Source organism: Pseudomonas sp. B13(2017) (assembly GCF_002113245.1).
Lineage (GTDB): Bacteria > Pseudomonadota > Gammaproteobacteria > Pseudomonadales > Pseudomonadaceae > Aquipseudomonas > Aquipseudomonas putida_Z.
Genome location: NZ_NEJX01000008.1, coordinates 61628 through 80066 on the forward strand (window position 1 = coordinate 61628; position 18439 = coordinate 80066).

Consider the following 18439-nt stretch of genomic DNA (forward strand, 5'->3'; position numbering starts at 1 on the left):
GCGTTGCCGGTGTTCGCGGGCACGCCCGTTCCCACAATGACTCCGGCACCTTGATGCCAAACCCGGACAATCGCCCCGATTCCCGGCTATCGTCATCTCATGAGCGACTACATCCTGGTCCTGATCAGCGCTGCGCTGGTCAATCACCTGTGCCTGCAACAACAGCCATTACCCAGGCTGCACCTCCACGTGCACGGCCTCGCCTGCGCACTGTGCATTGCCTTGGGCGTGATCGGCGCACAACTACTGGTGCGCGGGGTGCTTGCCCCGCTGCAGGCCCAGGACCTTGCCCTGTTCCTGTTGTTGCCCTGGCTGGCCGTGCTCGCCTGGGGCGTGCCATGGCTGCTGACAAGGTGGCGCCCGAGCTGGCCGGTGACGCAACTGCCCGCACTGCTGTTGAGCAACGCGGTAGTACTGGGGTTGACCCTGCAACAGGCAAGCGACGACAGCACATGGCTCGCTACCTTGCTGCAAGGCCTGCTGGCCGGCGGCGGCTTCTGGCTGGCGTTGGTGCTGTTCGCCGACCTGCGCCAGCGCAGCGCTCATGCCGACGTCCCGGGGGCAATGCGCGGCCTGCCCATCGAACTGCTTGGGGCCGGGGTAATGGCCATGGCGTTTTCCGGCTTCAACGGGCTTTTCGCCCAATGACCGCCAAGCCCGACCCGCGGCTACGCACCAGCATGGGCTTGGTGTTGCTGGCCTGCGTACCTGGCCTGTTGGCGCTGTTCTGGCTGCACGGCTGGAGTTTGCTACTGAACCTGTTGCTGTGCTCCAGCGCCGCGCTGCTGTGCGAGGCGCTGTTGCTTACCTTGCGAGCACAACCGCTGCGCACGGTGCTGAACGACGGCAGCGCGCTGGTGACCGCCGTGCTGCTGGCCGCCGCCCTGCCCACCCTGGCGCCCTGGTGGTTGCCTGTGGTCGCAGCCAGTGTTGCCATCGGCATCGGCAAACAGGCCTTTGGCGGGGTCGGGCGCAACCTGTTCAACCCGGCCATGGTCGGCTACGCCTTCGTGCTGCTGAGCTTCCCGTTGCAGATGAACCATTGGCCAGGGCCGGCACCAGGCCTGCTCGACAGCCTGCAGCTGGTGTTCGCCGGCGGCGAGCAGATCGATGCCTGGGCCCGGCCGACACTGCTCGACGGCCTGCGCCACAACCGCAGCCTGACCATCGATGAACTGTTCGCCAGCCACCCGGGCTTCGGCAGCATCGGTGGGCAGGGCAGCGAATGGGTCAACCTGGCGTTCCTGCTGGGCGGCCTGTTTTTGCTGCAACGCAAGGTGATCAGCTGGCATGCGCCGGTTGGCCTGCTGGCAGGGTTGTTCCTGTTCAGCCTGCTGGGCTGGAATGGATCGGGTTCGGACTCCAACGGCTCCCCCCTGCTGCACCTGTTCTCCGGCTCGACCATGATGGCGGCGTTCTTCATTGCCACCGAACCGGTATCCGGCCCCCGGCAGGAGTGGGCGAAGCTGGGGTTTGGCCTGGGGGCGGGCCTGCTGATCTACCTGATCCGCACCTGGGGCAGCTACCCGGACGGTACGGCGTTCGCCATCCTGCTGATGAACCTCATGGCGCCGAGCCTCGAACGCCTGGCTTTGCAGCGCCAGCAGGTTGCACGATGAAACGCCTGGTACGTGATGTGGGCCTGCTGCTACTGACCGGGGTACTGGCACTGTCGGCCACCCTGGCCTGGCGACACTGGACCAGCGCGGCCATCGCCGACGCCGAGAAGCAACTGAATAGCCGTCAGCGGCTGGCAGTGCTGTCAGAAGGCAGTTACGACAACCAGCCCTTGGACAGCCCGCTGCCCAGGCCCGCCGCACAGCGGCCAAACAGCCGTATCCTGGCAGCTTACCGGGCGACGCTGGCGGGCAAGCCGGCCGCCATCATCCTGGTCACCCAGGCCCAGGGCTATGCCGGGCCGATCGTGCTGAGCGTGGCCATCACCGCGGACGGCCGGCTGATCGGCAGCCAGGTAGTCGAGCAACAGGAAAGCCCCGGGCTGGGTGCACGCCTGGGTGATCCGCAACTGAACTGGCTTGGGCAATTTGCCAACCGCCAGTTGGGCGATCGCTGGGCGCTGAAGCGCGACCAGGGCGACTTTGACCAGTTGGCAGGCGCAACCGTGACCTCACGGGCGGTGATCGGCGCGCTGCAGGAAGCGCTGAGCTACTTCGATGAGCAGCGCAGCGTATTGCTGGAGGGCATGCATGAATAGGTTCTGCCTGCTCGGCGCAAGCCTCGTGCCCCTGCTGGGCGCCACCCGAACACTGAGCGAAGGCGCCACCATCGGCGTGTGTGCGGTGCTGATGAGCAGCCTTCACCAACTGTTGCTGGCGCCCCTGCGCCAGCGGCTTGCCACCTGGACCTATGTGCTGGCCAGCCTGCTGCTGTTGGCGGCCCTGGCCAGTTGCCTGCAACTGGCACTGCGTGCCTGGCTGCTGCCAGTGGCACTTGCCCTCGGCCACTATCCCGCACTGCTGTGCCTGCAATGCCTGGCCACTGACCACCTGCTGCCCGATCAAGGGCGCTGGCGCCTGCTCGCTGGCCACCTTTGCGCACTGCTTGCCACATGCCTGCTGCTCGGCGCCAGCCGCCAATGGTTGGCCGACGGTACCGGCCTGCACCTGGCCAGCCTGGCCCCGGGCGCCTTGCTACTGCTCGGACTGCTGTTGGCCTTGTACAATCGCCTGCGTCCGGGCCCCGCCCAACCACGTCGTCAAGGAAAGCTCTGATTTCATGAATGCCGCCAAACGCCTGGAGATCTTTCGCAGGCTGCACGAAGACAACCCAGACCCGAAAACCGAGCTGGCCTACACCACCCCGTTCGAACTGCTGGTCGCCGTGACACTGTCTGCGCAGTCCACCGATGTCGGCGTCAACAAGGCCACCGCACGCCTGTTCCCGGTCGCCAACACCCCCGAGGCCATCTATGCGCTGGGCGTCGAAGGCCTGAGCGAGTACATCAAGACCATTGGCTTGTACAACAGCAAGGCCAAGAACGTCATCGAAGCCTGCCGACTGCTGATCGAACGCCATGGCAGCCAGGTACCGCAAACCCGCGAAGCCCTGGAGGCGCTGCCCGGCGTGGGCCGCAAGACCGCCAACGTAGTGCTCAACACGGCGTTCCGCCAGCCAACCATGGCGGTGGATACCCATATCTTCCGGGTCAGCAACCGCACGGGCATTGCGCCAGGCAAGACGGTGCTGGAAGTGGAGAAAAAGCTGATCAAGTTCGTGCCGAAGGACTACCTGCTCGACGCCCACCACTGGCTGATCCTGCACGGGCGCTATGTGTGCCAGGCACGCAAGCCGCGCTGCGGCAGTTGCCGGATCGAAGACTTGTGCGAGTACAAGCACAAGACCTCCGACGATTGAGTCGATAGCTGGAAACCACCTGCAGCGATTGAAAAAATCTTTTTTACCAGCGTCTGCTTTCTGGTTATAAGGACGGCCAATGGCCCCTTGGCTTGGAGCGACTCATGAGTAGCGATAAAGACGACCTGTCGATCGAAGATGATTTTGTTGCCGCGGATGACGAAGCGGAACCCCAGGTGGAAACCGCAAAGACCAACCTGAGCAAGCGCCGCACCATCGATAATATGCTGGAAGAAAGGCGCCTGCAGAAGCAGCTGGCCGACTTCGACTACGATCTGTAACCCTGGCAAAGCCTCCTGGCTGGAGGCTTTACGGCCTTGGCGGTCAGTTCAACCCTTGCCGCTGCGCCAGCTCGATCAGGTCGACCAGCGAGCGCGCATTGAGCTTGAGCAACAGGCGCGACTTGTAGGTACTGACCGTCTTGTTGCTGAGGAACATGCTGTCGGCAATCTCTTTGTTGGAACGCCCTCGCGCCAGCTGTTGCAACACGGTCATCTCGCGCGCCGAGAGGCGGTTGACCATATCCGTCTCGCTTCCGCCCCTGCCACGTGACACATGCAAGGCCTGGTTGGGGAAGTAGCTGTAGCCCGACAGTACGGCCTTGATGGCGCTCAGCAGCTCGGTGAGTTCCTGCTGCTTGCACACATACCCCGCCGCCCCCGCCTGCATGCAGCGCATCGAGAAGTTGCCGGGGGCCTGCGATGTCAGCACCAGCACCTTGCTGCCCGGGCTGAAAGTTGTCATGCGACCGATCACCTCCAGGCCATCCAGCTTGGGGATACCGATATCGAGCACCACGATATCCGGCAGGTGTTGCCGTGTGAGTTGCAGCGCAGCCACCCCGTTGTCGGTTTCCGCCACGACGTCATACCCATGCCGCTCCATCAGCATGCGTACGGCCAGGCGTATGACCGGATGATCATCCACGATAAGCACTTTATTCATGCGATATCCATTCATTGCTTTTGCTTTGGCCCGCCAAGATAACCTACAGAACGCTTACTGGCGCGGTGATTTACCGGCGAAATATATGAACAGATAGAACCTACAACACTTACAGAAATTTCCTACACTCAACTGATGCACTTGTAACAATCAAATTCTCTGTTACCGAATGAACGGTATCACCGGCCGATAAAAGTGCACCAGTTGAAAGCCGGCCGACACCTCAGGAAATATTCAGCTCAAATGCGCTGAACAAACACCGTCATCAGGATTTCGAGCGATTATTCTCACCCGGGAAACAATCCAGTCTTTAGTTGAGCATCGCCGTAAGGCAAAGATGTGCAAAATCGCTGGAGACGACCCATATGCACCAAGTACAGCCTGTCGCCCCGCTGACGATCATTGCTATCTTCGCTGGGATTATCGAAGCCTCCGCCCTTGCCACATTGCCGTTTCTCAGCGAGTCCAGCCAAAAGCTCTATACCTGGTTCCTGGTGGGCTTCCCATTCTTCCTGACGGCACTGTTCTTCCTCACGCTCAACTTCAATTACAAGTCGTTCTACGACCCTTCATCAAACAGGACGGCAAATGACAACCCGTCGACACAGAGCGATGTGGCCAAACATGCAATGCCCGGTAATACCAGCGAAGCGCTGCAGGGTGAGCCTGTCACATTCATGTTTTCCGGCCCGGATGCCTATCGCATGATGGAGCAGCAATTGTTGTCCGCCCTTGCCCAACCGCCTCAGCAAGCGCGCACGTGGCGCTTTTGCAACCTGGATAGACGCCAGTGCGCACAACTATCGATCAGCTCGCTTGATGGACAGCAGGCGAGCGACGGCCATTGATATCACAGACAAAAAAAACCCCGGCCTGGGCCGGGGTTCTTGCTGCACATGCCAGCGATCAGAGCAGCGAACGGCCCTTGTTGGCAGCAATGCGCATACGCAGGGCGTTGAGCTTGATGAAGCCCGCTGCGTCCGCCTGGTTGTAGGCGCCGCCATCTTCCTCGAAGGTAGCGATGTTGGCATCGAACAGCGAGTCGTCCGACTTGCGGCCGACAACGGTGACGTTGCCCTTGTACAGCTTCAGGCGTACCACGCCGTTCACGTTGACCTGCGAAGCGTCGATCATCTGCTGCAGCATCAGACGCTCCGGGCTCCACCAGTAGCCGGTGTAGATCAGGCTGGCGTACTTCGGCATCAGCTCATCCTTCAGGTGAGCGACTTCGCGGTCCAGGGTGATCGACTCGATGGCACGGTGGGCCTTGAGCATGATGGTGCCGCCTGGGGTCTCGTAGCAGCCACGCGACTTCATGCCGACGTAACGGTTCTCGACGATGTCCAGACGGCCGATGCCATTGGCACCACCGATACGGTTCAGGTCGGCCAGGACGGTGGCCGGGGTCTTCTCGACACCGTCGATGGCAACGATGTCACCGTTGCGGTAGGTCAGCTCGATGTAGGTAGCCTGGTCTGGGGCGTTCTCGGGCGAGACGCTCCAGCGCCACATGTCTTCTTCGTGCTCGGTCCAGGTATCTTCCAGGACACCGCCTTCGTAGGAGATGTGCAGCAGGTTGGCGTCCATCGAGTACGGCGACTTCTTCTTGCCGTGGCGCTCGATCGGGATGCCGTGCTTCTCGGCGTAGTCCATCAGCTTCTCGCGGGACAGCAGGTCCCACTCACGCCATGGGGCGATTACCTTGACGCCTGGCTTCAAGGCGTAGGCACCCAGTTCGAAACGCACCTGGTCGTTGCCTTTGCCGGTGGCGCCGTGGGAAATGGCGTCGGCGCCGGTTTCGTTGGCGATTTCGATCAGGCGCTTGGCGATCAGCGGACGGGCGATGGAAGTACCCAGCAGGTACTCGCCCTCGTAGACGGTGTTGGCGCGGAACATCGGGAACACGAAATCACGCACGAATTCTTCGCGCAGGTCGTCGATGTAGATCTCTTTAACGCCCATTGCCTGGGCCTTGGCACGAGCCGGCTCGACCTCTTCGCCCTGACCCAGGTCAGCGGTGAAGGTCACCACTTCGCAGTTGTAGGTATCCTGCAGCCACTTGAGAATCACCGAAGTATCAAGGCCGCCGGAATACGCCAGTACGACCTTTTTTACGTCCGCCATGCCATCACTCCACGGGGTTGTACGGAAAGGGATCGATTCTAACGACGTTACGGATAAATTTACAGTGGGGCGACAGCTTCTGACGACAAAGCGACAGGAAGTTTCGGAAGGGCGACGGGAGAATAGTATCAGGGCCCCAAGGTGAATGCCTTGACCTGTTCAGCGCCTATGAGATCGAGCGCCGCCCGTGCGGCGCATCGCCGGCAAGCCGGCTCCCACATCTGTTTCGGGCCAGTTACTCCTGCCTCCTGCGCACTCGCACACTGGGTGCATGGCTGGAGATTGCAGAAGAGCAGCAGCACTACCTTCGATATCGTGTCGTACAAACAAGGGCTCGCGCGCGCCAGGCACAGAAGAGACTGGCCCGAAACAGATGTGGGAGCCGGCTTGCCGGCGATGCGCCGCGCGAGCGGCGCTCGGTCTCACAGGCGCCAAAAATGTTGTGGCGGACACCTGTAGGCCCTGATGCAATCCCCTGCCATGTACCCGGCAACCAACCCGATCTCAGGGCGCCTTCGCCCCCGGCGCGGCAGCAGCCGGACTGGCTGGCGCTGGCGTCGGAGCAGCAGGCGCCGCCTGCTCAACCGGCTTCTCCACCGGTTTTTCAACCACCGTCACCCGATCCAGTTCAATATTCACCCGACGGTTACGCGCCCGGTTGGCAGCATTGGTGTTCTTCGCCAATGGGTAACGCTCGCCATGGAAGCGCACGGTAATCTGCTCTTCCGGAACGCCATGGGCCTTGAGGTAGTCGGCCACCGCCAGTGCCCGGCGGCGCGACATGTCGCGATTGGTCAGGCGGTTGCCACTGTTGTCGGAGTGGCCGTTGAGCTCGACATGGTTCACCGTCGGGTCGGCCTTCATGTAGTCGAGGATCACGTCCAGCCGCGCCTTGGCCGCACCATCCAGCTCGAAGCCGCCCCCGGGGAAGCCCACTTGGGTCTGGCGCACCTGGTCGTAATTCATCGGCAGCAGCTTGCCGGCACAGGCCTGATAGTCGCTGTAGGCCTTGGCGAAGCTGACCGGTAGCACACGCACTTCCATCGGCCTGCCCGCCTCGCCGGCATAATTGCGTACCACCGTGCTGCGCCCATCGAGCAGGCCGTTGATCAGGCGGCTGGCCTGGCCCTGGGACGAACTGAACAGCACCCCGGTGCGGGCCATGCGCACGCTGCCCAGGTTGATGTCGCTGCGCCCGGGTTGCCACGGCGCAGCGGCTGCCAGCAATGTTGCCGTGCCCGCACCCAGTACATTGCTGTCCGAGCGCAGCTGGAACACCGGCTGCTCGCCCGCGCGGCGCACGAACTCGCCACTGCCGAAACCGTCGATCGGCTGGATCAGTCGGCATTCGAACTGGTCACCCTCGACCTTCCAGGCGATGTTCTCCATGCGCGTCTGGAAGGTCAGCGCGCCGGCCGGCAGGCTGGCGAACAGGGTCAACAGGGCTAGGTAACGCTGGCGCACGGGCGGCTCCACAAATTCTGACGGCTTACCTGCAGGCTATCGGACGCCTGCCGGAAAACTTGATAGCCGTGCTCCACCCAGGGTTTTCCGGTAGCATTGGGGCTTGAGTTCGACCCGCCTGGAATCCCCAATGTCCGATCGCCTGACCCTCCTGCGTCCCGACGACTGGCACATCCATCTGCGCGATGGTGCCGTCCTGCCCCACACCGTTGGCGACGTGGCGCGTACTTTCGCCCGTGCCATCATCATGCCCAACCTGGTTCCGCCGGTACGCAATGCCGTCGAGGCCGGCGCCTACCGTGAGCGCATCCTGGCCGCCCGCCCGGTCGGCAGCCGCTTCGAGCCGCTGATGGTGCTGTACCTCACCGACCGCACCAGCCCCGAGGACATCCGCGCGGCCAAGGCCAGCGGTTTCGTGTACGCCGCCAAGCTGTACCCTGCCGGCGCCACCACCAACTCCGACTCGGGCGTGACCAGCATCGACAACATCTTCCCGGCCATCGAGGCGCTGGCGGACGTTGGCATGCCGCTACTGGTGCATGGCGAAGTGACCCGCAGCGAGATCGACGTGTTCGACCGCGAGAAGCGCTTCATCGACGAGCACATGCGCCGTGTGGTCGAGCGCTTCCCCACGCTGAAGGTGGTGTTCGAGCACATCACCACCAGCGATGCCGCGCAGTTCGTCACCGAGGCCCCGGCCAACGTAGGCGCGACCATCACCGCGCAGCACCTGCTGTACAACCGCAACCACATGCTGGTTGGCGGCATTCGCCCGCACTTCTACTGCCTGCCGATCCTCAAGCGCAACACCCACCAGGTGGCGCTGCTGGACGCGGCCACCAGCGGCAACCCGAAGTTCTTCCTGGGTACCGACTCGGCCCCGCACGCCCGTCACGCCAAGGAAGCCGCCTGCGGTTGTGCCGGTTGCTACACCGCCTACGCGGCAATCGAGATGTACGCCGAAGCATTCGAGCAGCGTAACGCGCTGGACAAGCTGGAAGGCTTCGCCAGCCTGCACGGCCCGGCGTTCTACGGCCTGCCGGCGAACACCGACACCATTACCCTGGTCCGCGAGGAGTGGACCGCCCCGGACAGCCTGCCGTTTGGCGAGCAGACCGTGGTCCCGCTGCGCGCCGGCGAAAAACTGCGCTGGCGCCTGCTGGAGGAAAACGCGTGAGCGAAGACCTCTACGAAGACGACCTGGACACCCAAGGCAGCAGCGGCTCGCGCCACCCGATGGCCGAGCGCTTCCGCGGCTATCTGCCGGTAGTGGTAGATGTTGAAACCGGCGGCTTCAACAGCGCTACCGATGCCCTGCTGGAAATTGCCGCTGTCACCATCGGCATGGACGAAAAGGGCTTCCTGTTCCCCGAGCACACCTACTTCCACCGGGTGGAGCCATTCGAGGGCGCCAACATCGAGGCGGCCGCGCTGGAATTCACCGGGATCAAGCTGGACCACCCGCTGCGCATGGCGGTCAGCGAGGAAAGTGCACTGACCGACATTTTCCGCGGCGTACGCAAGGCGCTCAAGGCCAATGGCTGCAAGCGGGCGATCCTGGTCGGCCACAACAGCAGCTTCGACCTGGGCTTCCTCAATGCGGCGGTAACGCGCAATGACCTGAAGCGCAACCCGTTCCACCCGTTCTCCAGCTTCGACACCGCTACCCTGGCGGGCCTGGCCTACGGCCAGACCGTACTGGCGCGGGCCTGCCAGAGCGCCGACATCGACTTCGACGGGCGTGAGGCGCATTCGGCGCGTTATGACACCGAGAAGACGGCCGAGCTGTTCTGCGGCATCGTCAACCGCTGGAAAGAGATGGGCGGCTGGCGCGATTTCAACGATTGAGTTGAAAGAGCATTCGCGGGCATGCCCGCTCCCACAGGTACTGCAGTGGCCTCAGCCATTGTGCGATTTCTGTGGGAGCGGGCAAGCCCGCGAAGAGGCCGGCACAGGACGGCACAAAAAAACCGGCCACAAGGGCCGGTTTTTTCATGCGCTTGGCAATTACAGCTTGCCAGCGTTCTCGCTCAGGTAGGCAGCAACGCCTTCCGGCGAAGCGTTCATGCCTTTGTCGCCTTTTTTCCAGTTGGCAGGGCAAACTTCGCCGTGCTCTTCGTGGAATTGCAGGGCATCGACCAGACGCAGCAGCTCGTCCATGTTGCGGCCCAGTGGCAGGTCGTTGACGATCTGCGAACGGACAACACCGTTGGTGTCGATCAGGAAGGCACCACGGAAGGCCACGCCGCCTTCGGACTCGACGTCGTAGGCCTTGCAGATTTCGTGGGTCATGTCGGCAGCCAGGGTGTATTTGACCTGGCCGATACCGCCGTTGTTGACCGGGGTGTTACGCCAGGCGTTGTGGGTGAAGTGCGAGTCGATCGACACGCCGATCACTTCCACGTTGCGCGCCTGGAAGTCAGGGATGCGGTTGTCCAGGGCGATCAGCTCGGACGGGCAGACGAAGGTGAAGTCCAGCGGGTAGAAGAACACCAGGCCGTACTTGCCCTTGATGGCCGAAGCCAGGTTGAAGCTGTCGACGATCTCGCCATTGCCCAGCACGGCCGGAACGGTGAAATCGGGGGCTTTCTTACCAACGAGTACGCTCATTGTAATCTCCTGATGAGGGTGAAAAACCGTTTGCCGGGCCAGACGGGCTTGCCCGACATCCAACAAAGGCCGACCATCATACACGGCTTCTGGTGACAGGCCGACTCCAACGACGAAGCAACCGCCGGTCGCTCAAGCACGGCCCTTTCAGAAACTCCTTTGACAAGCATTCTCATTAACATTAAGCTCCACCCCATCGAGCCCACCAACGATGGTCAGCCTTTATGTATGTGTGTCTTTGTGTCGGCGTTACCGACGGACAGATCCGCGATGCGATCTATGAAGGATGCTGCAGCTACAAGGAAGTGCGAGCCGCGACCAATGTCGCCAGCCAGTGTGGCAAATGTGCCTGCGTGGCCAAGCAGGTGGTCCGCGAGACCCTGACCGAGCTCCAGGTCAGCCAGGCAGCCCTGCCCTACCCCGTGGAATTTACCGCGGCCTGAAAACCCAGAATTCGAAGAACCGGACCTTGCGTCCGGTTTTTTTATGCCCGCAATTCAATAAGTTAGCGCTCCAACGCGGTTCACAAACATTCTTATTTCCATTAATTTTCACTTATTATTCAAGAACTTAGGTTTGACACTCCTAAGTATCGGGCTCAAACTTCACTGTATTGGCACACTTCTACAGGGCAGGAACCCGAAATGAAAGGCGACGTAAGCGTCATCCAGCATCTCAACAAGATCCTCGGAAACGAGCTGGTCGCGATCAACCAGTACTTCCTGCACGCACGCATGTACGAAGATTGGGGCCTGAACAAACTCGGCAAGCATGAGTACAAGGAATCCATCGACGAGATGAAGCACGCTGACAAACTGATCAAGCGTATTCTCTTCCTCGAAGGCATCCCCAACGTCCAGGACCTGGGCAAGCTGCTGATTGGCGAGCACACCAAGGAAATGCTCGAGTGCGACCTGAAGATCGAACAGAAAGGCCTGGTCGACCTGAAAGCAGCCATCGCCCATTGTGAAACCGCTGGCGACTTCGGCTCGCGTGACATGCTCGAAGACATCCTCGAGTCCGAGGAAGAACACATCGATTGGCTGGAAACCCAACTGGGGCTGATCGACAAGATTGGTATCGAAAACTACCTGCAGTCGCAGATGGGCGAAGAATAAATATTCGCCCCATGAAAAAACCCGCGATCAGCGGGTTTTTTCATGCTTGCCGGAAATTCAGGCCTCGGAAGCCTTGGCCTTGGCAGCCGCTTCCTTGATCAGGGTCTGCAGCTCACCCTTTTCGAACATTTCCAGCATGATGTCGCTGCCGCCGACCAGCTCACCGGCTACCCACAGCTGCGGGAAGGTCGGCCAGTTGGCGTATTTTGGCAGGTTCGCACGGATTTCCGGGTTCTGCAGGATGTCGACGTAGGCGAACTTCTCGCCACAACCCATCACGGCCTGCGATGCACGCGCAGAGAAGCCACACTGCGGGGCATTCGGCGAGCCTTTCATGTAAAGCAGAATGGTGTTGTTGGCAATCTGCTCTTTGATCGTTTCGATGATATCCATGTAGCACCTCGGCTGAACTTTCCGACGCGGTCGTCGGCACGGTGACGCATTGTAACGGAAAGCCGAGCAGCATGCTCGGCCTTACCGTTCCTTACGCGGCCTCTACCTGCACGGGTACGCCATTGAGGGCGGCATTGCCGGAAACCTGATCACGCAGGCGCTCATCGGTGAGGTCGTTGGCGCTCACGCCAGGTTGCGCCTGGGCGGTCTGCATGTGCACGCCCCGACGAGAGTGACCGAAGCCATGGGGCAGGCTGACCACGCCCGGCATCATGTCCTCGCAGGCCTGCACCTCGACTTCAAGGTCCCCGGTACGCGAGCGGATACGAACCCGCTGACCGTCCTGCAGCTGCCGCTGCTGCAGGTCCTGCGGGTGCATCAACAACTGATGTCGCGGTTTGCCTTTCACCAGCCGATGAAAATTGTGCATCCACGAATTGTTGCTGCGTACATGGCGACGGCCGATCAGCAGCAGTTCGCCCGGCGTCGGAGGGGCTTGTTGCGCCAACCGCCCCAGGTCATCCAGCAGCACCTGGGGCGCCGCTTCGACAGCCTTGCTGGCAGTCGTCAGGCGCGCTGCGAGGTTGGCGCGCAATGGCCCCAGGTCGAGGCCATGCGGGTGCTCGTCCAGCGCTGCCAGCGATAACTGCCAGGGTGTCGCTTCACCATAGCGCCCCTTGCGCAGGGCCAAGTCGATCATCTGCGCTGGCGCCCAGGTCGGCTTCAACTCCAGCTCGGCACGTTTGGCGAACGCTTGTGCCAGCCCGACGAAAATCTCCCAGTCATGCAATGCCCCTTCGGGCTTGGCCAGGATCGCCCGGTTGAAGCGGGTCACGTTGCGCACGGCCAGCAAGTTGAACGTGGAGTCGTAATGGTCGTTTTCCAGCGCCGAGGTGGAGGGCAGGATCAGGTCGGCATGGCGGGTGGTTTCGTTGATGTACAGGTCGATGCTGAGCATGAACTCCAGCCCTTCCAGCGCCACATCCAGCTGGCGGCCGTTGGGCGTGGACAGTACGGGGTTGCCAGCCACCGTCACCAGCGCGCGCACCTGCCCTTCGCCGGGTGTCAGCATTTCCTCGGCCAAGGCCGCCACGGGCAGTTCGCCGCCGTACTCGGGCAAGCCCGACACCCGGCTCTGCCAAGCGTTGAAATGGCCACCCGAGGTGGTCGCCACCAGGTCGACGGCAGGCTCGGTGCACAACGCGCCGCCTTCACGGTCAAGATTGCCGGTCACCAGGTTGATCAGTTGCACCAGCCAGTGGCAAAGGGTGCCGTAGGCTTGGGTCGAAACCCCCATGCGGCCGTAGCACACCGCTCTGTCGGCCGCGGCGAAGTCCCGTGCCAGCTGGCGGATGTCTGTCGCGGCAATGCCACAGTGCGCACTCATGGCCTCCGCGCTGAACGGCGCGATCGCTTCGCGCACCTGCTGCAGGCCGGCGACCGGCAAGTGCGAGCCGCGCGCCAGGCCTTCAGCGAACAGGGTGTTGAGCAAGCCGCACAACAAGGCCGCATCCCCTCCAGGGCGAATGAACAGGTGACTGTCGGCCATCGCCGCCGTTTCGCTGCGCCGCGGGTCCACCACCACCAGGCGCCCACCCCGGGCCTGCAGCGCTTTCAGGCGCTTTTCCACGTCCGGCACGGTCATGATGCTGCCGTTGGAGGCCAGCGGGTTGCCGCCGAGGATCAGCATGAAACCGGTCTGATCGATGTCCGGGATCGGCAGCAGCAGGCCATGGCCGTACATCAGGTGGCTGACCAGGTGCTGCGGCAACTGGTCCACCGAGGTGGCAGAGAAGCGGTTGCGGGTTTTCAGCAGGCCCAGGAAGTAGTTGCTGTGGGTCATCAGGCCGTAGTTGTGCACGCTCGGGTTGCCTTGGTACACCGCCACGGCATTGCGCCCATGGGCCTGCTGGACCGCCCACAGCCTGTCGGCGGCCAGGGCAAAGGCCTCGTCCCAGCCGATGGCCTGCCAGTGCTCGCCCACCCGCTTGTGCGGTTGGCGCAGGCGGTCGGGGTCGTTCTGGATGTCCTGCAGGGCCACGGCCTTTGGGCAGACATGGCCGCGGCTGAACGGGTCCTGGGGGTCGCCCTTGATCGAACTGATCAGCGCCCGCCCGTCGTCGTCATGGCTGACTTCGATGTTCAGCCCACAGATCGCTTCGCACAGGTGACAGGCACGGTGATGCAGGGTCTTGGTCATGGCCGCCTCTGCCTTGTTGTCATGGAGGATGTGTAGAGGGTTGAACATCGACTATGCGCCCAGCCCCCGCCGCCGGCCAGCGCGCTTCGCGGCGTGAATCCACCGACATCAGGCACACGATTTGCGACAGCCATTTGCCAAATTGCCGGCAAGCCGTGTACAACCCTCTGTAGCAAATAAAAAACAGCACTGCCCGTCGGGTAAAGACACCCTTTGCAACACCCTTTGATACTGGGCAGCTGTTTCCCCTCTTGGCTTCAGGCGACATTTACTTATAGTATTGCGCCTTTCCCTATTTCGTCCGCCCCCGTGCGGCTTACGCCGCAGGTCACTCCCGTTGTCAAAAAAAACCATACGGTCGACCTGCATACCGTTGCAGATAAGGTAGTCAATCATGAGCGCTAGGCACTTTCTCTCCCTGCTGGACTTCACCACCGACGAATTGCTCGGGGTGATCCGCCGCGGCATCGAGCTGAAGGACCTGCGCAAGCGAGGCGTGCTGTTCGAGCCGCTGAAGAACCGCGTGCTGGGCATGATCTTCGAGAAGTCCTCGACCCGTACCCGCGTGTCGTTCGAGGCCGGCATGATCCAGCTCGGCGGCCAGGCCATCTTCCTGTCCCCGCGCGACACCCAGCTGGGCCGTGGCGAGCCGATCGGCGACAGTGCCATCGTGCTGTCGAGCATGCTCGACGTGGTGATGATCCGTACCCACGCCCACAGCACCCTGACCGAATTCGCCGCCAACTCGCGTGTGCCGGTGATCAACGCGCTGTCCGACGAGTCGCATCCGTGCCAGCTGCTGGCCGACATGCAGACCTTCCTCGAACACCGCGGCTCGATCCAGGGCAAGACCGTGGCCTGGATCGGCGATGGCTTCAACATGTGCAACTCGTACATCGAGGCAGCCAGGCAGTTCGACTTCCAGCTGCGCATCGCCTGCCCGGAAGGCTACGAGCCGGACCCACGCTTCATGGCCATTGGTGGTGACCACGTGCAGATCGTGCGTGACCCGAAGGAAGCCGTGCGCGGCGCCCATCTGGTGACCACGGATGTCTGGACTTCCATGGGCCAGGAGGAGGAAACTGCACGGCGCCTGGCGCATTTCGCGCCTTACCAGGTCACCCGCGAACTGCTCGACCTGGCGGCACCCGACGCCCTGTTCATGCACTGCCTGCCAGCCCACCGTGGTGAGGAAATCAGCCATGACCTGCTCGACGACCCACGTTCGGTCGCCTGGGACCAGGCTGAAAACCGCCTGCATGCACAGAAGGCCCTTCTCGAATTCCTTGTAGAACCGGCTTACCACCACGCATGAGTCAACCCCTACTGCTCAACCTGCGCAACCTCGCCTGCGGCTATGGCGACCAGCGCATCGTCCAGAACCTCAATCTGCACCTGAACGCAGGCGACATCGGTTGCCTGCTGGGTTCATCCGGTTGCGGCAAGACCACCACCCTGCGCGCCATCGCCGGTTTCGAACCCGTGCACGACGGCGAGATCCAGCTGGCTGGCGAGGTCATTTCCCGGGCTGGCTTCACCCTGGCCCCGGAAAAACGCCGCATCGGCATGGTGTTCCAGGATTACGCGCTGTTCCCGCACCTGACCGTGGCACAGAACATTGCCTTCGGCATCGCCAAGCACCCGCGCCAGGCCGAGGTCATCGAAGAGATGCTCGAGCTGGTCAAGCTGGGCGGCCTGGGCGGGCGCTACCCGCATGAACTGTCCGGCGGCCAACAGCAACGGGTCGCCCTGGCCCGTGCGCTGGCACCGGAGCCGCAACTGCTGCTGCTCGACGAGCCATTCTCCAACCTCGACGTGGAGCTGCGCCGGCGCCTGAGCCATGAGGTTCGCGACATTCTCAAGAGCCGCGGCACCAGCGCCATCCTGGTGACCCATGACCAGGAAGAGGCCTTTGCCGTCAGCGACCAGGTTGGCGTGTTCAAGGAAGGCCGCCTGGAACAGTGGGACACGCCCTACAACCTTTACCACGAGCCGCAGACGCCGTTCGTGGCCAGCTTCATTGGCCAGGGATATTTCATCCGTGGGCAGATGATCAGCCACGAAGCGGTCAATACCGAGCTGGGTGAACTGCGCGGCAACCGTGCCTACATCATGGCGCCGGGCAGCTCTGTGGATGTGCTGCTGCGCCCTGACGATATCGTCCACGCACCGGGCAGCGCGCTGCAGGCGAACATCGTCGGCAAGAGCTTCCTTGGGGCATCGACCCTGTACCGCCTGCAGTTGCCGACCGGCAGCCAGCTGGAGGCGATCTTCCCTAGCCATAACGACCATCAGGTCGGTGAGGATGTGGGGATTGCGGTCAAGGCCGATCACCTGGTGCTGTTCCCGGTTCCGGGCAGCGTTGCGGCGCAGTTGCCGCGGCAGGAGAACGGCGTTCGCCGATACAGTTCGGCGACCTGATTCGACATTCTGGGGCCGCTCTGCGGCCCTTTCGCCGGCAAGCCAGCTCCCACAGAATCACCACATGCCCTGAAGGCAACGCTGTACCTGTGGGAGCTGGCTTGCCGGCGATGGGCTGCAAAGCAGCCCCCAAGATTCTCAGCCTCTACCAATCCCGGCAAACTTGCCCTGGGTGTACTCAGCCAGCACCACGGCCGCCAATTCCACTTCCAAGCCACGCCGCCCGGCGCTGACATGGATGGTTGCAAAGTTCTGCGCCGAGTCATCGATGAAGGTGCGCAGGCGCTTCTTCTGCCCCAGCGGGCTGATCCCGCCCACCAGGTACCCCGTGGCCCGTTGCGCAACCGCCGGGTCGGCCATCTCGCACTTTTTCACCCCGGCAGCATGGGCCAGGGCCTTGAGGTCGAGCGTACCCACCACAGGCACCACCGCCACCAGCAATTCACCCTTCTCACTGCTCGCCAGCAAGGTCTTGAACACCTGCTGTGGGTCGAGACCGAGCTTTTCCGCCGCCTCCAGGCCATATGACGCCGATTTGGGGTCATGTTCGTAACTGTGCACACGATGCTCGGCACGGTGTTTCTTCAACAGGTCTAGGGCGGGGGTCATGCGGGGGCTCCGGTCGGGGACAGCTCGGCGGCTACTTTAGGACAATTCCCACACCGCAGCCAGCGAACCGCAACTGCGCGCCTCTAGTACGCGGATCCGCACCTGAAACCAGCATCCAGATCGTGACCAGCCGTTCACTTTCGACCTTTGACATCAGCGTTTCTTGTCTATATTTTTTCGTTTCTGAATAAATGATGCACTTTTAAGGTGCGTTTCCTACATCTGCCTGGGGTCAACGGGGATAGACTCCGGGCGTTGCTGTCGAGCGCCACGCGCCTCACAACAAAAAAAACGAGGTCATACATGACGACTGCTCTACGCCAACCCGCGCTGTCAAGCCAATGCCTGGCCGAGTTCCTCGGCACTGCTCTGCTCATCTTCTTCGGTACCGGCTGCGTCGCCGCGCTCAAGGTCGCGGGCGCCAGCTTCGGCCTTTGGGAAATCAGTATCATCTGGGGCGTGGGCGTCAGCATGGCGATCTACCTCACCGCCGGTGTTTCCGGCGCGCACCTGAACCCTGCGGTGAGCATCGCCCTCACCCTGTTCGCCGGTTTCGACAAGCGCAAGCTGCCCTTCTACATGCTGGCCCAGGTATGCGGCGCATTCTGTGGCGCAGCGTTGGTCTACACCTTGTACAGCAACCTGTTCTTCGATTTCGAACAAACCCACGCCATGTTGCGCGGTAGCGAAGCCAGCCTGGAACTGGCCTCGGTGTTCTCCACCTATCCGCACCCATCGCTGTCCACCGGCCAGGCGTTCCTGGTCGAAGTGATCATCACCGCCATCCTGATGGCCGTGATCATGGCCCTGACCGACGACAACAATGGCCTGCCGCGCGGCGCCATGGCTCCGCTGCTGATCGGCCTGCTGATCGCCGTGATCGGCAGCGCCATGGGCCCGTTGACCGGCTTTGCCATGAACCCGGCCCGCGATTTCGGACCCAAACTCATGACCTTCCTGGCCGGTTGGGGCGAAATCGCCTTCACTGGCGGTCGGGACATGCCTTATTTCCTGGTTCCGGTGTTCGCACCGATCCTTGGCGCCTGCCTGGGCGCCGCGACCTATCGCGGCCTGATCGCCCGCAACCTGCCAATGGCAGCCGCCGTGAACCCTGAGACAAATGACAATCGCCAGGGCGATACTCAAGTCAATTGACGCCGGCATCACGCCCAGCCCTGAA

At 62.2% G+C, this 18439-nt stretch carries 21 protein-coding genes; 14 read left to right on the top strand and 7 right to left on the bottom strand.

The genetic code is table 11. The annotated features are described in order from the left end of the window. Positions 1 to 99: 99 nt before the first annotated feature. The 6 genes from CAG44_RS12815 (at position 100) to CAG44_RS28930 (ending at position 3656) form a co-directional block, all read left to right on the top strand. Positions 100 to 648, top strand: a complete 549-nt coding sequence (locus CAG44_RS12815) for an Rnf-Nqr domain containing protein (protein WP_085692269.1) — start codon at positions 100 to 102, stop codon at positions 646 to 648. Next, the gene (locus tag CAG44_RS12820; RefSeq protein ID WP_085590219.1) at positions 645 to 1619 is read left to right on the top strand and encodes an RnfABCDGE type electron transport complex subunit D; all 975 of its coding nucleotides are present in this window, start codon (positions 645 to 647) and stop codon (positions 1617 to 1619) included. Before CAG44_RS12815 ends, CAG44_RS12820 begins: the two co-directional genes overlap by 4 nt. Continuing rightward, positions 1616 to 2215, top strand: coding sequence for an RnfABCDGE type electron transport complex subunit G (locus CAG44_RS12825; RefSeq protein WP_085590221.1), 600 nt, complete (start codon positions 1616 to 1618; stop codon positions 2213 to 2215). Before CAG44_RS12820 ends, CAG44_RS12825 begins: the two co-directional genes overlap by 4 nt. Next, on the top strand, positions 2208 to 2732 hold the full coding sequence (locus CAG44_RS12830) for an NADH:quinone oxidoreductase (RefSeq protein WP_025340387.1): 525 nt from the start codon (positions 2208 to 2210) through the stop codon (positions 2730 to 2732). The genes CAG44_RS12825 and CAG44_RS12830 overlap by 8 nt, the downstream gene beginning before the upstream one ends. A 4-nt stretch (positions 2733 to 2736) precedes the next feature. Further along, the gene (gene nth / locus CAG44_RS12835; RefSeq protein ID WP_025340388.1) at positions 2737 to 3375 is read left to right on the top strand and encodes an endonuclease III; all 639 of its coding nucleotides are present in this window, start codon (positions 2737 to 2739) and stop codon (positions 3373 to 3375) included. 104 nt (positions 3376 to 3479) lie between these two features. Further along, positions 3480 to 3656, top strand: a complete 177-nt coding sequence (locus CAG44_RS28930) for a PA3496 family putative envelope integrity protein (RefSeq protein ID WP_003258006.1) — start codon at positions 3480 to 3482, stop codon at positions 3654 to 3656. A 43-nt stretch (positions 3657 to 3699) separates the two neighbouring features. Here the strand turns inward: CAG44_RS28930 and CAG44_RS12840 are convergent, their stop codons facing one another. Then, positions 3700 to 4320 (bottom strand): response regulator transcription factor, encoded by a 621-nt coding sequence (locus tag CAG44_RS12840; RefSeq protein WP_023660944.1) that lies wholly within the window; start codon positions 4318 to 4320, stop codon positions 3700 to 3702. A gap of 365 nt (positions 4321 to 4685) precedes the next feature. On the opposite strand from CAG44_RS12840, the gene CAG44_RS12845 reads away from it, so the two are divergent. Further along, a complete protein-coding gene (locus CAG44_RS12845) occupies positions 4686 to 5168 on the top strand; it encodes a hypothetical protein (RefSeq protein ID WP_085590228.1) in 483 nt (160 codons plus the stop codon). Between the two features lie 58 nt (positions 5169 to 5226). On the opposite strand, the gene CAG44_RS12850 is transcribed toward CAG44_RS12845, so the two are convergent. Together CAG44_RS12850 and CAG44_RS12855 are read right to left on the bottom strand one after the other, a co-directional pair. Continuing rightward, the gene (locus CAG44_RS12850; protein WP_013973956.1) at positions 5227 to 6444 is read right to left on the bottom strand and encodes an argininosuccinate synthase; all 1218 of its coding nucleotides are present in this window, start codon (positions 6442 to 6444) and stop codon (positions 5227 to 5229) included. 504 nt (positions 6445 to 6948) lie between these two features. Next, positions 6949 to 7908 (bottom strand): OmpA family protein, encoded by a 960-nt coding sequence (locus CAG44_RS12855; protein ID WP_085692270.1) that lies wholly within the window; start codon positions 7906 to 7908, stop codon positions 6949 to 6951. Between the two features lie 130 nt (positions 7909 to 8038). Here CAG44_RS12855 and pyrC point away from each other — a divergent pair, with 130 nt between their 5' ends. Further along, positions 8039 to 9085, top strand: a complete 1047-nt coding sequence (gene pyrC / locus CAG44_RS12860) for a dihydroorotase (RefSeq protein ID WP_085692271.1) — start codon at positions 8039 to 8041, stop codon at positions 9083 to 9085. Between the two features lie 59 nt (positions 9086 to 9144). Further along, complete coding sequence (rnt, locus tag CAG44_RS12865; RefSeq protein ID WP_230388460.1) at positions 9145 to 9756, top strand: ribonuclease T; 612 nt, start codon at positions 9145 to 9147, stop codon at positions 9754 to 9756. A 159-nt stretch (positions 9757 to 9915) separates the two neighbouring features. On the opposite strand, the gene CAG44_RS12870 is transcribed toward rnt, so the two are convergent. Further along, positions 9916 to 10518, bottom strand: coding sequence for a peroxiredoxin (locus CAG44_RS12870; RefSeq protein ID WP_003254945.1), 603 nt, complete (start codon positions 10516 to 10518; stop codon positions 9916 to 9918). Positions 10519 to 10742: 224 nt separating this feature from the next. Between CAG44_RS12870 and CAG44_RS12880 the strand changes: the two genes are divergently transcribed. Further along, positions 10743 to 10961: a bacterioferritin-associated ferredoxin gene (locus CAG44_RS12880; protein WP_003254947.1), complete on the top strand. Its 219-nt coding sequence runs from the start codon at positions 10743 to 10745 to the stop codon at positions 10959 to 10961. A gap of 201 nt (positions 10962 to 11162) precedes the next feature. Next, a complete protein-coding gene (gene bfr, locus CAG44_RS12885; protein ID WP_003258014.1) occupies positions 11163 to 11636 on the top strand; it encodes a bacterioferritin in 474 nt (157 codons plus the stop codon). A gap of 57 nt (positions 11637 to 11693) precedes the next feature. Here bfr and grxD read toward each other — a convergent pair whose 3' ends face one another. Next, the gene (grxD, locus tag CAG44_RS12890; protein WP_003254949.1) at positions 11694 to 12029 is read right to left on the bottom strand and encodes a Grx4 family monothiol glutaredoxin; all 336 of its coding nucleotides are present in this window, start codon (positions 12027 to 12029) and stop codon (positions 11694 to 11696) included. Between the two features lie 91 nt (positions 12030 to 12120). Further along, positions 12121 to 14229: a molybdopterin-dependent oxidoreductase gene (locus tag CAG44_RS12895; protein ID WP_085692272.1), complete on the bottom strand. Its 2109-nt coding sequence runs from the start codon at positions 14227 to 14229 to the stop codon at positions 12121 to 12123. 394 nt (positions 14230 to 14623) lie between these two features. Between CAG44_RS12895 and argF the strand changes: the two genes are divergently transcribed. Together argF and CAG44_RS12905 are read left to right on the top strand one after the other, a co-directional pair. Further along, positions 14624 to 15544: an ornithine carbamoyltransferase gene (gene argF / locus CAG44_RS12900; protein WP_013973960.1), complete on the top strand. Its 921-nt coding sequence runs from the start codon at positions 14624 to 14626 to the stop codon at positions 15542 to 15544. Beyond that, positions 15541 to 16650, top strand: a complete 1110-nt coding sequence (locus tag CAG44_RS12905; protein ID WP_025340392.1) for an ABC transporter ATP-binding protein — start codon at positions 15541 to 15543, stop codon at positions 16648 to 16650. Before argF ends, CAG44_RS12905 begins: the two co-directional genes overlap by 4 nt. Before the next feature lie 138 nt (positions 16651 to 16788). On the opposite strand, the gene ybaK is transcribed toward CAG44_RS12905, so the two are convergent. Then, positions 16789 to 17259 (bottom strand): Cys-tRNA(Pro) deacylase, encoded by a 471-nt coding sequence (ybaK, locus tag CAG44_RS12910; protein WP_085590236.1) that lies wholly within the window; start codon positions 17257 to 17259, stop codon positions 16789 to 16791. Positions 17260 to 17562: 303 nt separating this feature from the next. Here ybaK and CAG44_RS12915 point away from each other — a divergent pair, with 303 nt between their 5' ends. After that, a complete protein-coding gene (locus CAG44_RS12915) occupies positions 17563 to 18414 on the top strand; it encodes an MIP/aquaporin family protein (protein WP_075046148.1) in 852 nt (283 codons plus the stop codon). The last annotated feature ends 25 nt before the right edge of the window (positions 18415 to 18439 follow it).